This is a genomic window from Methylocystis sp. Sn-Cys, from assembly GCF_016745395.1.
Lineage (GTDB): Bacteria > Pseudomonadota > Alphaproteobacteria > Rhizobiales > Beijerinckiaceae > Methylocystis > Methylocystis iwaonis.
Genome location: NZ_JAERVJ010000004.1, coordinates 153,664 through 167,873, shown reverse-complemented (window position 1 = coordinate 167,873; position 14,210 = coordinate 153,664). Strand labels below are relative to the sequence as shown.

Annotated in this window: 13 protein-coding genes; 8 read left to right on the top strand and 5 right to left on the bottom strand. The window is 63.2% G+C overall.

Annotation, left to right across the window (positions count from 1 at the left end; genetic code table 11):
• Positions 1 to 182 precede the first annotated feature (182 nt).
• From gyrB to JJT62_RS10155, 6 genes are all read left to right on the top strand, one after another.
• A complete protein-coding gene (gyrB, locus tag JJT62_RS10180) occupies positions 183 to 2,615 on the top strand; it encodes a DNA topoisomerase (ATP-hydrolyzing) subunit B (protein WP_202072645.1) in 2,433 nt (810 codons plus the stop codon).
• A gap of 105 nt (positions 2,616 to 2,720) precedes the next feature.
• Positions 2,721 to 3,575 (top strand): carbon-nitrogen hydrolase family protein, encoded by an 855-nt coding sequence (locus JJT62_RS10175; protein ID WP_246744817.1) that lies wholly within the window; start codon positions 2,721 to 2,723, stop codon positions 3,573 to 3,575.
• Between the two features lie 157 nt (positions 3,576 to 3,732).
• Positions 3,733 to 3,984, top strand: coding sequence for a type II toxin-antitoxin system ParD family antitoxin (locus JJT62_RS10170; RefSeq protein ID WP_202072644.1), 252 nt, complete (start codon positions 3,733 to 3,735; stop codon positions 3,982 to 3,984).
• A complete protein-coding gene (locus JJT62_RS10165) occupies positions 3,981 to 4,280 on the top strand; it encodes a type II toxin-antitoxin system RelE/ParE family toxin (RefSeq protein WP_202072643.1) in 300 nt (99 codons plus the stop codon). Before JJT62_RS10170 ends, JJT62_RS10165 begins: the two co-directional genes overlap by 4 nt.
• Positions 4,277 to 4,552 carry a (2Fe-2S) ferredoxin domain-containing protein gene (locus JJT62_RS10160; protein ID WP_202072642.1) on the top strand — a complete coding sequence of 92 codons (276 nt, stop codon included), beginning with the start codon at positions 4,277 to 4,279 and terminating at the stop codon, positions 4,550 to 4,552. The genes JJT62_RS10165 and JJT62_RS10160 overlap by 4 nt, the downstream gene beginning before the upstream one ends.
• A gap of 136 nt (positions 4,553 to 4,688) precedes the next feature.
• The gene (locus JJT62_RS10155; protein ID WP_202072641.1) at positions 4,689 to 5,984 is read left to right on the top strand and encodes a L,D-transpeptidase family protein; all 1,296 of its coding nucleotides are present in this window, start codon (positions 4,689 to 4,691) and stop codon (positions 5,982 to 5,984) included.
• 160 nt (positions 5,985 to 6,144) lie between these two features.
• Here JJT62_RS10155 and JJT62_RS10150 read toward each other — a convergent pair whose 3' ends face one another.
• Together JJT62_RS10150 and JJT62_RS10145 are read right to left on the bottom strand one after the other, a co-directional pair.
• On the bottom strand, positions 6,145 to 6,618 hold the full coding sequence (locus JJT62_RS10150) for a DUF2269 domain-containing protein (RefSeq protein ID WP_202072640.1): 474 nt from the start codon (positions 6,616 to 6,618) through the stop codon (positions 6,145 to 6,147).
• Complete coding sequence (locus JJT62_RS10145; RefSeq protein ID WP_202072639.1) at positions 6,619 to 7,872, bottom strand: SDR family oxidoreductase; 1,254 nt, start codon at positions 7,870 to 7,872, stop codon at positions 6,619 to 6,621.
• A 105-nt stretch (positions 7,873 to 7,977) separates the two neighbouring features.
• Here JJT62_RS10145 and hemW point away from each other — a divergent pair, with 105 nt between their 5' ends.
• Complete coding sequence (gene hemW / locus JJT62_RS10140) at positions 7,978 to 9,144, top strand: radical SAM family heme chaperone HemW (protein ID WP_202072638.1); 1,167 nt, start codon at positions 7,978 to 7,980, stop codon at positions 9,142 to 9,144.
• Positions 9,145 to 9,657: 513 nt separating this feature from the next.
• On the opposite strand, the gene JJT62_RS10135 is transcribed toward hemW, so the two are convergent.
• A complete protein-coding gene (locus JJT62_RS10135; RefSeq protein WP_202072637.1) occupies positions 9,658 to 9,963 on the bottom strand; it encodes a hypothetical protein in 306 nt (101 codons plus the stop codon).
• 347 nt (positions 9,964 to 10,310) lie between these two features.
• Here JJT62_RS10135 and JJT62_RS10130 point away from each other — a divergent pair, with 347 nt between their 5' ends.
• Complete coding sequence (locus JJT62_RS10130) at positions 10,311 to 10,463, top strand: hypothetical protein (RefSeq protein WP_202072636.1); 153 nt, start codon at positions 10,311 to 10,313, stop codon at positions 10,461 to 10,463.
• A gap of 155 nt (positions 10,464 to 10,618) precedes the next feature.
• Here JJT62_RS10130 and ligD read toward each other — a convergent pair whose 3' ends face one another.
• Both ligD and JJT62_RS10120 read right to left on the bottom strand, forming a co-directional pair.
• Positions 10,619 to 13,222, bottom strand: a complete 2,604-nt coding sequence (gene ligD / locus JJT62_RS10125) for a DNA ligase D (RefSeq protein WP_202072635.1) — start codon at positions 13,220 to 13,222, stop codon at positions 10,619 to 10,621.
• Positions 13,223 to 14,146: a Ku protein gene (locus JJT62_RS10120; protein WP_202072634.1), complete on the bottom strand. Its 924-nt coding sequence runs from the start codon at positions 14,144 to 14,146 to the stop codon at positions 13,223 to 13,225.
• Between the last annotated feature and the right edge of the window lie 64 nt (positions 14,147 to 14,210).

Here is a 14,210-nt window from a genome sequence, read left to right as displayed (position 1 = left end):
GGCGCTAAAGCCCCTGCCCCCACGGCTTGGCGGCGACGCCGGGAGGAGTTTCAAAAAACCACGTTAATTCAGCAACTTGCAACACAGGCAAAACCCCTTTCTTCGCTCGCATTCATAAGCCCTTCCGGAGTAGAATGGGCTTTACGAATCAAGGGGCCCAATCCCCCAAAAAGCCGAGCGAAATGAGCGATAACGAGAAGCCGAACGACCCTGCCGAATATGGCGCCGAATCGATCAAGGTGCTGCGTGGCCTGGACGCCGTCCGCAAACGTCCGGGCATGTATATCGGCGACACGGACGACGGCACCGGCCTGCATCACATGGTCTATGAGGTCGTCGACAACGCCATCGACGAAGCCCTCGCCGGCCATGCCACGCGCGTCACGGTCACGCTCAACGCCGACGGCTCCTGCACCGTCACCGACAACGGCCGCGGCATCCCGACCGACATCCACCCGGAAGAGGGCGTGTCGGCGGCGAATGTCATCATGACCCAGCTCCACGCCGGCGGTAAATTCGACCAGAACTCCTACAAGGTCTCGGGCGGCCTGCACGGCGTCGGCGTCTCGGTCGTCAACGCCCTCTCCGTCTGGCTCAAGCTGCGCATCTGGCGGGGCGGCAAAGAGCACGCCATGGAGTTCTCGCATGGCGACGCCGTCGAGGACCTCAAGGTCGTCGGCGCGGCGCCGGTCGAGGACGGCGCGCCCAAGCGCGGCACGGAAGTCACCTTCCTGCCCTCGCCCGCGACCTTCACCATGGTCGATTTCGACTATGCGACCATCGAGCATCGCCTGCGGGAGCTCGCCTTTCTGAACTCCGGCGTGCGCATCCTCCTCACCGACGCGCGCCACGCCGAGCTGAAGCAGGAGGAGCTTTATTACGAAGGCGGGTTGGAGGCCTTCGTGCGTTGGCTCGACCGCACCAAGCAGCCGCTCGTCTCCGCGCCGATCCTCATCAAGGGCCAGCGCGAGCACATCAACGTCGAAGTCGCGCTGTGGTGGAACGACAGCTATCACGAGAATGTGCTGGCCTTCACCAACAACATCCCGCAACGCGACGGCGGCACCCATCTCGCCGGCTTCCGCGCGGCGCTGACGCGCCAGATCACCGGCTATGCCGACTCGTCGGGCCTCACCAAACGCGAGAAGGTCGATCTCTCCGGCGACGATTGCCGCGAGGGCCTCACCTGCGTGCTGTCGGTGAAAGTGCCGGACCCGAAATTCTCCTCCCAGACGAAGGACAAGCTCGTCTCGTCGGAGGTGCGTCCGGCGGTCGAGAACGTCATGAATGAAATCCTCGGCCAATGGCTCGAGGAGCATCCGGCGGACGCGAAGAACGTCGTCTCCAAGGTCGTCGAGGCGGCGGCGGCGCGCGAGGCGGCGCGCAAGGCCCGCGAGCTGACGCGCCGCAAGGGCGCGCTCGATGTCGCGAACCTTCCCGGCAAGCTCGCCGACTGCCAGGAGCGCGATCCGGCCAAGGCCGAACTCTTCATCGTCGAGGGCGACTCCGCCGGCGGCACCGCCAAGCAGGGGCGCGATCGCGCCTTCCAGGCGGTGCTTCCCCTGCGCGGCAAGATCCTCAATGTCGAACGCGCGCGTTTCGACAAAATGCTCTCCTCCGAGCAGATCGGCACGCTGATCACGGCGCTCGGCACCGGCGTCGGCCGCGACGAGTTCAACGCCGACAAGCTGCGCTATCACAAGATCATTATCATGACCGACGCCGACGTCGACGGCGCCCATATCCGCACGCTGATCCTGACCTTCTTCTACCGGCAGATGCCGGAGCTGATCGATCGCGGCCATGTCTTCATCGCGCAGGCGCCGCTCTATAAGGTGACGCGCGGCAAGTCGACGCAATATCTCAAGGACGAACGCGCGCTCGAAGATTATCTCATCGACGCGCTGCTCGACGGCGCCGTGCTGCGCACGGGAACGGAAGATCGCGCCGGCGCCGATCTGCGCAAGGTGCTGGAGGACGCGCGCGCCTTCCGCACGGTGATGGGAAGCCTGCATTCGCGCTACGACCGCAGCGTCGTGGAGCAAGCGGCCATGGCCGGCGCGTTGAAGCCGCATGGCGAAAATGGCGAGAGCGAGGGTCTTGCACTGAAGGTCGCGGGGCGTCTCGACGCCATCGCCGAAGAAACCGAACGCGGCTGGCAAGGCGAACCGCGCGAGGGAGGCTATGTCTTCAAGCGCACGCTGCGCGGCGTGACGCAGGCGGTGGTTCTCGACGCCGCCATGTTGAATTCATCCGAAGCGCGCAAGCTGCAGGAGCGCGCGGACTCGCTGCGCGACGTCTTCTCGGCGCCCGCGACGCTGATCCGCCGCGGCGACGAGGCGCAGCTCTCCGGGCCTGTGGCGCTTTACGACGCCATGAACCAGATCGGCCGCAAGGGCCTCACCATCCAGCGCTACAAAGGCCTGGGCGAGATGAACGCCGAGCAGCTCTGGGAGACGACGCTCGACCGCGACGCGCGCTCGCTCCTGCAGGTGAAGGTGAAGGAAGCCGTAGAGGCCGACGACATCTTCGTGAAGCTGATGGGCGACGTGGTGGAGCCGCGCCGCGAGTTCATTCAGGAAAATGCGTTGAGCGTGGCGAATTTGGATGTGTAAGGATTTTTGTGACAAAAAATGCAGAGTCAGACTCTTCGAGGAGGTACTCTGATTTTGTCTGCGTGGACGCCGGATTTACTTATGACATAAGCGTCGAGGTCGCGCATGCCCATGGAAACTCCTTTCCGCATTGCGACCGCACAGAGCGGCATCACTCCAGATGTCCGCGAGAACGGGCGACGAGTCCGCGATATGATGTCGGCGGCCAAATCAATGGGCTGTCGGCTTGTCCATTTTCCGGAGGGCGCTCTCTCAGGATACCTGAAATCGCAGATCCACGATTGGACTGCCGTGGACTGGAGAGCGCTGCGCGAGGAATTGGATGCGGTCTCGGAACATGCCGCTCGGCTCGGCCTATGGACGGTGATCGGCTGCAATCACCGACTCCAGCCGCCCAATCGTCCGTACAACAGCCTGTACGTCATATCGAATGAGGGGAAATTGGCCGGACGCTACGACAAGCGTATGTGTTCGAATGCCGAACTGAACGATTGGTACACGCCGGGCGCCGAAGCCTTCGTATTCGATGTTGACGGGGTACGCTTTGGGGCCGCGCTTTGTATCGAAGTGCATTTTCCTGAATTGTTTATCGACTATGGGAGACGAGGCGTGGAATGCATGCTGTTCTCCGCCTATTCCGACGATCCCATTCACGAGCTCTTGTCGCGGGCTCACGCTGCAGCCAACAACTTTTGGGTAAGCCTCTCGATTCCCGCGTTACCGGGCAATCGCCTGTCCGCGGGTTTCATCGGACCTGACGGCTATTGGCTCGCCCGAGCCGGAACGAAGGGCGCGGAACTCTTGGTTCATGGAGAGATCAATAAAAAGAACTCGCAATTCGATATTGCGATTAATAAGGCGCGTCCCTGGCGCGCTGCCGCGAGATCTGGTGCAATATATGCCGAACGTCGCGTGGCGGACACTCCGAGCGATGATCGAATGTCATTCTTCACCGTTTGACCAACCGGAAGGATGGGTGAAAACCTGAATCCAGCGCGCGCGAGTTGAACTTAATGCTTTTATCGACCGGACGATTCGCGCGCCAGACGCCGCCTTGATCTTGCGCCGGAGAAAAAATCCAATACTGTAAGGGTTCAAAACGTCTTCCGGATACGAAATGCGAAACCTTACCACGTCCTCCACGGTAGAACATGCCATCGAGCGGCTGGTAGCCACTGGGCGGTTTTCGTCCAAGGACGAAGTCATTCGGGAAGGCGTTCGCCTGCTCGAAGAACGCGAACGCAAACTCGAAAAACTCGACGCCGCCCTCTCTCGGGGCATAGCCGACGCTGAAGCTGGACGTGTTACGCCTGCCGACGATGTCTTCGATCGCCTCGAGAGAAAATATCAGTCACTGGCCTCCAAGTGAAAGTCGTCTTCACAAGCGAGGCCGAGGCCGATCTGGAGAGTATCGGCGACTACTTAGCAACGGAAAGTCCATCCCAGGCGCTCGCCTTCGTGCAAGGCTTACGGGCTCACTGCGAAAAACTATCCGACCTGCCGAAGCGCTTTCCGCTTGTGCCGCAACACGAAACGTCGGGCGTCCGCCGGATGGTTCATGGCAACTTCCTGGTCTTTTATCGCGTGTCTACCGAGACCGTTGACGTCCTGCATATCCTGCACGGCGCGCGAGATTACGAGCCGATCCTTTTCCCAACCGAATGAGTGAATCTCCCCCGCCCGCCCGCCTCATCGTCTGCGTCGGCCCGAACTGCGATGCTCATGGCCGCGGGCGCGCCTTGCTGGCCGAGGTTCAGGCGGCGCTTTCCGCCGCCTTTCCCGACGAACTCGCCGGCGGCCGCCTCAAAATCTCGACGCGCCAGTGCCTGCGGCTTTGCACGCGCGATCCCGTCGTGCGGCTGGAGCCTTCGGGCGACGCCTTCTCCGACCCGGATGTGGATGAGCTGATCCGCGAGATTTCGGCGGCGCTGCGTTAGCAGCCAATCCCCGCCGTCTGCGCGCGCCTAATTCAAAAAGCTGGAGCGCATTCTTATCGCGAAGGTCTATCAACTTTTGCGAAATGCGCTCTAGTTACAGGGGCGCGCCGTTATCCCGGCGCAGCGAGCCATTCCGATGCTCAAAGTGCCTTGCGCCGGCGCCCTCAAGCTGCTGGCGTCCGCCGCCATTTTCTTCACCCTCGCGCCGGCGGGCGCGCAGCAAGAACCAGACGCGCCGCGGCCGGGATATGAGCAACCGGATAACGCGCCCGTCGCGCCGCCGCGCCGAGACGAGCAGCCTCTAGACGAACAGCCCCGAGAAGCGCGCCCACGGGCCGAACAGCCCCGGCGCGCCTCACCCGCTTATGGTCCCGAAACAGCCAACGCCACCGCCCACGCCGCGCGGCGTTATGCGACGATCGCGGCGTCCGGCGGCTGGCCGCGCATCGCCAAGCCGCTCGGCCCCGACGCCAGCGGCAAGCCGGTCGCGCTGCTGCGCCGCAGGCTCGCCATCGAAGGCTATCTCCCCAATGCGCAGGACAGCGGCGACAACGCATGGGATGACGCGCTGAGCGACGCCTTGCGCCGTTTCCAGGCGCATATGGGCCTCGAGCAAACAGGCGATGTCTCACGCGAGACATTGCGCGAGTTGAACATCCCTGCAGCAACCCGCGCGCGTGAACTGGAGATGACGGCGGCGCGTCTGGCGAAGATGCATTTTCGCTTCAGCGATCGCTATGTCGACGTCAATATTCCGGCGGCCTCTGTCGAAGCCGTGGAAGACGGCAATGCGGTCGAGCGCTTCACGGCCGTCGTCGGGGGACGCCGCCACCCCTCGCCACAAGTGGTCGCGAGGATCGTCGCGATCGACATCAATCCGACATGGACAGTGCCGGCCTCGATCATCAAGAAGGAGCTTGCGCCGAAGCTCAGACGCAACCCGCATTATTTCGAGCGCGAAAACATCCGCATTCTCGACGCGCGAGGCCGCGAGGTCGATCCGCTGAAACTGCGGCGCGTCTCGAATAAGCGCGCGGCGCGCTTCACGTTTCGTCAGGAGCCGGGACCTAAAAACGCATTGGGTTCCCTGCGCATCTCCATGCCGAATAGCCACGACGTCTATATGCACGACACGCCGAACAAGAAGCTTTTCGACCGCGATTATCGCTTCCTGTCGCATGGCTGCGTGCGCGTCGAAGGCGTCTATGATCTCGCCTCCTGGCTTCTCGATGAGACCTCGCGTGATTGGACTCCCGACGCTCTCCGCGACGCCATCGACAGTGGCCGCAGCGAAAAGATCAGGCTGAGCCAGAGCGTCCCCGTCGCTTGGGTCTATATGACAGGCTGGGCGGAGGATGACGGTCCCGCCTTTTTCCGCCACGACATCTATAACCTCGACAAGGGCGCACGAACGCCGGCGCGCCGCAGGTGATAGGAGATCGGCTTGAGTGGTTCGCTGTCATTCCCGACGCTCGCGCAGCGAGCGATCGGGAATCCAGAGCCACACTAGCTACTATGGCTCTGGATTCCCGGTCGGGCTTTCAGCCCGCCGGGAATGACATCCCCATGAAGAGCTGTTCAGGAGAGAAGCTTCAGAAATCCGGCTTCGCCACCATCAGCCAGAAGATCACGAGCATGGCGATAAAAGCCGGCCAGCCGAGCGCGAACCACCACCAGAAATAGCGCTTATATTGCGACGGCAGCAGCGCGCCGGTCGTAAGGCAGTCTTCGGCGATGCGCGCCATTTGCATCTGCAGCCACACGACCGGAAGCCAGCAGGCGCCGACGAAAATGTAAAGCGCGACCGACGCCAATATCCAATGCGTGTCGAACGGCCAACCCTCTTCGAGCATGAGCGCGACGCCCGTCGCCGGCTGAATGATCACCGCCGGGGCCGTGAAGATCCAATCGGCGAGGACGACGTTTTTATTGCCGGCGACAATGGCGCGCAGATCGCCGCGCATATTGCTCGCAAGGCCGTGAAACGCCGTGCCGAGCCCTGTGCCGAATAAAACGGTCGAGCTGATGATATGGAGCCATTTCAGAAAAGTAATCGTGTCGAACATTCATCCGGCCTCCAAGGCGATCATCACGAGAATGGCGGCGGCGATCGGCAAATTCTTCAGGATTGGCGCAAAGGGATGTAGCCAGTACTCGGTGGGAAGGCCGAGCGCGAGCAGCGTGAAGGCCGCCATGCTCGCGAGCTGCAGCCAACCGACGACGACGGGCCGAAAGCCGCGCAGAAGCGCCGCGCCGAGCGCAAGATCGATGGCCGCGCCGCCATAGAGCGCGGCGGCGGCGAGCGGCCCGTAAAGGCCGATGGCGGCGAGCATCTCATAGCTTTTGTCGATCGGGTAAAGCCCGAAGGACAGGAGGCCGGTGGCGATCCACAGCAGCGCGAGGCTCCAGCGCAGCATCGGCCGCACGAAGAAGAGCCGCGCCGCCACACGGTCTGCATACGACCCCGGCTCGCGCGCCAGCGCGCTGCGCAGATCGCGCGGCGGGCGGCCGAGCGCCATGGTCAGCGGGCCGGGATCGGAGACATTGCCGCGCGCGAGCATCTTCATCACATCCGGATTGAGCGGCCCGCTGGTGAACCGTCCGCCGATCTGCGTCGCGAGCGCCAACAGGCGGTCGGGGATGCGGATGGCGCCCGTCGGCTGCAGGCCGAGCCAGCTTCGCAGGATGCGGGTTAGCTCATAGGCCGTCATCGGCTCTGGACCCACAACGTCGATCATGCGCGGCGACTCGACGCCCTCGACAAGCCGCGCCATAAGCTCGGCGAGATCGTCGACATGGATCGGCTGAAACCGCCAATCATCGGCGCCGATACGCGGCAATATGGGCAGCGTCGCCGAGGCCAGCAGCCAGGTCGTGCTCGCCCCTCCCCGGCCGACCACCACCGAGGGACGCAGCACGCGCCAGTCGAGCCGCCGCCCGTAAGGATCGGCGTCGGCAAAGAAGGCCTCCGCCGTCCCTTTGCTGCGCTGATAGTCGGTCTCGCCCTGCGGCGCGGCGCCCAGCGCCGAGATATGGATGAAGCGCTTTACCCCCGCGGCGGCGCAGGCCGTGAAAAGCCGGACGGGGCCTTCGGCGTGCACGGCGTCCATGGTGTTGGCGCCTTGGTTGCGGACGAGGCCGGCGCAATTGACGACGACCTCGAAGCCCGCCAGCTTGATCTCCAGCTTCTCGACGTCGTCGCGGGCGATGTCCACCTCGGCGCGGCCAGCGGCCGACACCGCATGCGCTTCAGCGATGAGCCGCCCGACGATGTGCCGGCCAATGAAGCCGGTCCCGCCGATCACCAAAACACGGGCCAAATGCGCCCCCTTTTTTCGAACAAACAAGCAATCCGACGCCAAGCATATAGGAACGTAGCGGGGGCACGCCCTGCGTTTTGAGCCAATTCATGCGATAAGGGGGGTATGGCGACGATTCGAAACGCATTCGACCCCGGCTTCGGCGTTTACATCCATTGGCCGTTCTGCCTGTCGAAATGCCCCTATTGCGACTTCAACAGCCACGTCCGCCGCGGCGACGTGGACGAGGATCGCTTTGTCGCGGCCTTCGCGGTGGAGCTCAAGCATCGCGCGAAGCTTGTCCCGGGCCGCGAGGTCCGTTCGGTTTTCTTCGGCGGCGGCACGCCCTCGCTGATGTCGCCCTCGACGGCGGGCGCGATCCTCGGCGAGATCGCCAAGCATTGGACCATGGCCAAGGACGTCGAGATCACGCTCGAGGCCAATCCGACGAGCGTCGAGGCGTCGCGCTTCAAGGGTTTCAAGGCGGCGGGGGTCAACCGCGTCTCGCTCGGCCTGCAGGCATTGAACGACATCGACCTCAAGGCGCTCGGCCGCCAGCATTCGGTGGCCGAGGCGCTGATGGCGCTCGACGTCGCGACCGCCACTTTCGAGCGCGCCTCTTTCGATCTCATCTACGGCCGCACCGGGCAGACGCCCGCCGCCTGGCGCAAGGAGCTGGACCTCGCCTTGGCCCGTGCGCCCGAGCACATTTCGCTCTATCAGCTCACCATCGAGCCTGAGACCATGTTCGAGCGCCTGGTGAACACGGGCAAGATGACGCTCCCGGACCCCGACACGCAGCGCGCGCTATGGGACGTGACGCAGGAAGTCACCGCGCGCCACGGCCTGCCGGCCTATGAGGTCTCCAACCACGCGCGGGCCGGCGCGGAATGCCGGCATAATCTCGTCTATTGGCGCTACGGCGAATATATCGGCGTCGGCCCCGGCGCGCATGGCCGCCTCGTCACGACGCGCGGCCGCCGCGCCCAGGCCTGCGAGCGCCACCCGGAGATGTGGCTCACTTGCGTGGAGACCGAAGGCCACGGCCTCGTCGAGGACGAATTACTCAATCCGGAGCAGGAGGGCGACGAGTTCCTGCTGATGGGTCTGCGCCTGCGCGAAGGCATCGATCCGCAACGCTATTTCCTGCTGACGGGAAAGAAGCTCTCGCAGTCGCGTATTTCCGAGCTGATCGGCGACGGCCTCGTCGAGGTCACGCGCGAGAACAGGCTCCGCGTGAGCTCGGAAGGCTTTCCGGTGCTCGACGCAGTAGTGGCGGATTTGGCGGCGTAAACGTCACTCTCGCGCTTCTTGCTGGACGGCCGTTTCCATTTGAACAGCTCGCATTGGGATTTGTCATTCCCGGCGGGCTGAAAGCCCGACCGGGAATCCAGAGCCACAAGAACGCTGGTTCTGCTCTGGATTCCCGATCGCTCGCTCAAGCGAGCGTCGGGAATGACACCGAACAAGCTGCTATTGGCACCGCGCCTCGCAGGCCTCGCCACCCGACTCGCATCTATCCACGCAAATCTGGTTTTCGTCCCACGTGGTGTTTGGATCGTCATAGGGGCAACCGGCGTCGCACCGAAGGCGCTGATTGTTGCAGTTATCGTAACACGTCCAATAATCTGTTCTCTGGAATTGCGCGTTTGCGGCGTTTAGCGGGCCTGCCGAAGGGAGCGCCGCAGCGGCGCCTGTTGCGAGTGTCGCCATGGCGAAACACAGCGAGATTTCGCTGATCGTTTTCATAGAAAGCATCAGACCCTCCTAGACAAACGAAACCGAGCCATAGGAAGCAGAAACCAACTATCGGCTGCCGCCGCGTCGATCTGACCGGCGAAGACGCTCGGTCTTTCGGCTTCCTTCTTCAATCTGGCAACGCGCCCGGCAATCGGCGTATCTTGGCTCTTTGCTCATACGACAAAAATTGACGGAAACTTCGTCGAGCCCCGAGCATGTTTCTGCGCGGATTGCCTCGCAGCGCATGAAACAAGCCTGGGATGCATCCGCCTTGCCCCCGCCCAAGAACATTGCGGCGGCAATTATCGCCATAACGGCCTCTGCAGAACGCGCGTTCAACAACCGTTCAATGTCGACGCTGTTGGCTTTCATTTTGCCCTTCCTTCTGGTCAGGCGTGCGCCGCAATGCATGAGCGCTTGGCGTTAATTTAGGTTCCTTGCCGGCAAGCGGACCAGCAGGAAACTCGCGGCATCTCGTCGCATCGTTCAAGTCTTCTATTAAAATGTTCAAGAATAGCGATTGCCAAAAGCGAGCGCGAACTGGAACTCCCGCCGAGATCTTTGCGTTGACAAGGCGTGGGATCGCGAGGGAGCAATTTCATGAGATGGATGCGTTTATTGATGGCGCTTGCATTCATGGGCGCGGCCAACGCCGCTTACGCCATCACATGCGGCTCCGACCAATGGTGCTGCCGGCATGACATCGGCGGCACGGGCGAATGCGTAAAGTGCTGCGCGAAATCGAGCAGCTCGATCCGACTGCAAAAGAACAAGGTGGCCTGCGTTCAGTTGCCAATCGCCTGCGACAGCAACGCCGATTGCACATGCAGCGGATGCTGTTCGGATTGGAACCGGTGCCAGCCGACGTGTGATGATTAGTGGGTTCGTTGTCATTCCCGACGCTCGCGCAGCGAGCGATCGGGAATCCAGAGCGACATTAGCGCTATTATGGCTCTGGATTCCCGGTCGGGCTTTCAGCCCGCCGGGAATGACAACCCCCAAGCGAGCGGTTCAAGCTGAAATGGCGTCATGCGCCATTTGTCTTCATAAAACTCAGCGCCCCAGGCGCGATGGTCTGGCGCGTCTCGAAAAACCCGCGCCACTCATCCTTCAAGCCGAGCGCGCTTTTGATGTCATAATCGCTGGCGCTATCAGCGGCGGCGAGCGTCTTCCATGACAGAGGCGCCGCCACCGTCGCGCCGGGGCGGGCGCGCAATGACCACGGCAGGATCGCCGTCGCGGATTTTTTGTTGCGCAGCCAATCGATGAAGATGCGCCCGGCCCGGCGCCGCTTGCTCATCGTCGCGACGAAGCGTTGCGGCTCCTGTCGCGCCAGCCCGCGCGCAAAGCCCGCCGCGAACACTTCCGTATCCGCGTAAGTGAGCGAACGGTCGAGCGGCAGCACGATATGAATCCCCTTGCCGCCTGTCAGCAGCGGCCAGGATGAGAGGCCGATCGCCTTCAGATAATCGCGAATATCCGCGGCGGCCTTGCAGGTGTCACGGAACGGCAAATCCTCGTCCGGATCGAGATCGAAAACCATCCGATCCGGCCGGTCGAGATCGCTTGCAAGCGACATCCAGCCGTGAATTTCGATCGCGCCGAATTGCGCGGCCGTATGCAGGCCGAGCGCGCCGTCCAGCGCAATATAGGGCTCGTCTTCATTCTCGACGGTCAGAATGCCCTTGCTCATCCCTTTCAACGGATGACGCTGGAAGAACAGCTCCTCGACCGTCTCCGGCGCGCGCAACAGGCTGATCGGCCGATCGGCGAGATGGGGCGCCATGCGCGGCGCAACGGCGTCGTAATAGGCGGCGATCTCGCCCTTGGTGATCCCATCGGCGGGAAAGACGACGCGGCTCGCGTGGGTGATGCGCGAGAGCTTTGGCGGCTCCTGTTGCGCGGGCGCTTTCGGCGTCATGTCTTCGCGCACGCCGAGAAAGCGCGCCTGCCGCAATTGCCCGTCCATGGTCCAGCCGCCGAAGCGCACTTCCGCCGGAAAGGGCGTTTCGATGAGGACGACGCCCTTTGGAATCTTGTCCGCCGCGAGGAGCTTTGGGCCGCTCCCCTTTTTCGCGCGCTTTGCCAATAAAGGCGCGAGCGTGCGTCTGGTCGCGGCGTCATAGCCCGTCCCGATGCGTCCCACATAACGCAGGCCCTCCGGCGTTTCTTTCGCGGCGACGAGCGACGCAAATGACTCGCCCTTCTCGGAAGGGCGGTAGCCGACGATCAGCACATCCTCGCGAAAGTCGCCCTTGATCTTCAGCCAATCGGAAAAACGGCCGCTGCGATAGGGCGCGTCGGCGCGCTTGGCGATGATCCCTTCCGCGCCGGCGCGCGTGGCCTGCGCAAAGACAGATTGCCCGTCGCCTTCGATATAATCGCCATAGCGAATAGCGCCGTCGCTTTTCGCAAGAAGCTGTTTGAGGCGCTCCTTGCGTTTGCGCAGCGGCTCGCGCCGCAAGTCCTTCTCATCCAGCATCAACAGATCGAAAGCGACGAACTCGACGCGCTCGCTGCGCCCCGCCTCCAGCGCCGAAACCAGCATGGCGAAATCGGAAAGCCCCTTCTCGTCGAAGACAACCGCCTCGCCGTCGAGAAGCGCGTTGCGGCAGGGCAGCGCGAAAACCGCGCGCGCCAGGCCGGAAAAGCGCTCGGTCCAGTCGAGCCCGCTGCGCGTATAGACGCGCGCGCCGTCGACGCCGGTCGCAATCTCCAGGCGGTAGCCGTCATATTTCAACTCGAAAATCCAGTCGCCTACGGAGGGGGGCTGTTCGGCCGTCTCACAGAGTTGCGGCGCGATGAATTTCGGCGTCGGCGCGGTGGCGATGGGCTTATCCGACCAATAGGCAGACTTCGCCCGTGATCGAGCAATCTCGGGGCTCTTATCCCTCCCCTTTACGGGGAGGGTGGCCCCGCGAAGCGGGGTCGGGTGGGGTCCGGCCCCAACATCGTCGTGGCTGCGCGGGCCCCACCCGGCGGCCTTCAGCCGCCGACCTCCCCGTAAAGGGGAGGTATGGGTGGCTAACGACGCAGCTTTCGCTTTCGCGCCTCGCTCGATCTCCTCGCGCGTGCGGCCGGTCGTGACGCTCGTCACATATCGCCCAGCGAGGTCCTCGTCCTTATCGGCGTATTCGTCCCGCTCCTTTATCAGAAGCCAGTTCTCCCCTTTGTCGCGCGTCTTCATGCGCACCAGAACCCAGCCGCCCTTCATGCGCGCGCCCTGGGCCAGGAACTTGATCTCCCCCTTCTCCAGCGCGGCGAGCGGATCGCCGTTCTGCGGCGTAAAGGTCGCGTCCTCCCAGAGCATCACCGTCCCGCCGCCATATTCGCCTTTGGGGATCAGCCCTTCGAAATCGCCGTAATCGAGCGGATGATCCTCGGTGCGGACAGCCAGACGCTTGTCGGCCGGGTCAGACGACGGGCCGCGCGCGACGGCCCAGCTCTTCAACACGCCATCCATTTCGAGCCGAAGGTCGAAATGCTCGCGCCGCGCGAAATGCCGTTGCACCACGAGACGGGGCGCGCCGCCATGCGAAACCCCTCCCTGCGGCTCCGGCGTAACCTTGAAATCGCGCTTGGCGCGATAGGCGCCGAGCGCGCTATCGTCTTTCCTGGCGCGCGTCGGCATTTATCCGGCCCGGCGCCGCGCCGGCGCCTTCGCAGCCTTGGAGGATTTCGCGGCCGGGGCTTTCTTCGCGGGTGGGGCGGACGGCCGCTTGCCCTTCTTCGGCGGCTCCGGCGGCGCCTCGCCACCGCCGCCCCCGCTTGCGGCGACCGAGCGTTTCAGCGCCTCCATGAAATCGAGCACCTTGGCGCCGGGCTCGACCTGCTCCTCGACCGGCACGGTCTCGCCGCGCCCGAGCTTTGCCTTCACCAGCTCGCGCAAGGCTTCGGCATAGTGGTTGCGGAATTTCGCCGGATCGAAAGGCTCGCTGCGCCGTTCGATCAAATCCTCGGCCATCTGCACCATATCTTCGCGCGGCTTCTCGCGGCCGATCGTGGAGAAGATGTCGTCCGCGTTTTTCAGCTCGCTGTCGTAGCGCAGCGTATCGAGCACGAGCCCCTGCCCTTCGCCCATCGGGAACAAAGCGACGAGATGCTCCCGTCCGCGCAAGGTGAGCTGGCCGATGCCGACCTTATGCTTGGCCCACAGCGCGTCGCGCAGTACGCGATAACCCTCTTCTGCGACTTCGCCGTCCGGCAGAACATAGTAAGGCCGGTTGAAATAGAGCGGCTCGATCTCCTCCGCGTCGACGAATTGCAGGAGGTCGATCGTATGGCGGGTGGAGAGCTTGAGCGAGTCGAGCTCCTCGTCTTCCATGAAGACGTAATTTCCCGGCTCGACCTCGTAACCGAGGACGATGTCCTCCTTCTTGACCTCGCCTTTGCCGGGCGCGACCTTCAGGTAGCGGATGCGTTGCTTGGAGTTGCGGTCGACCTGATGGAAGCGGATTTCCGACTCGGCCTTTTCCGCCGCCACCAGCCGGACGGGAATGGAAACAAGGGCCAGACGCAGATAGCCCTTCCAGAATGTGCGCGCCGACTCGGCCATCACTCGCTCCTGCACGCGCAGTTTGGGATGGCCATTAGATAAGGCGCCGCGGCGCAATGCGCAG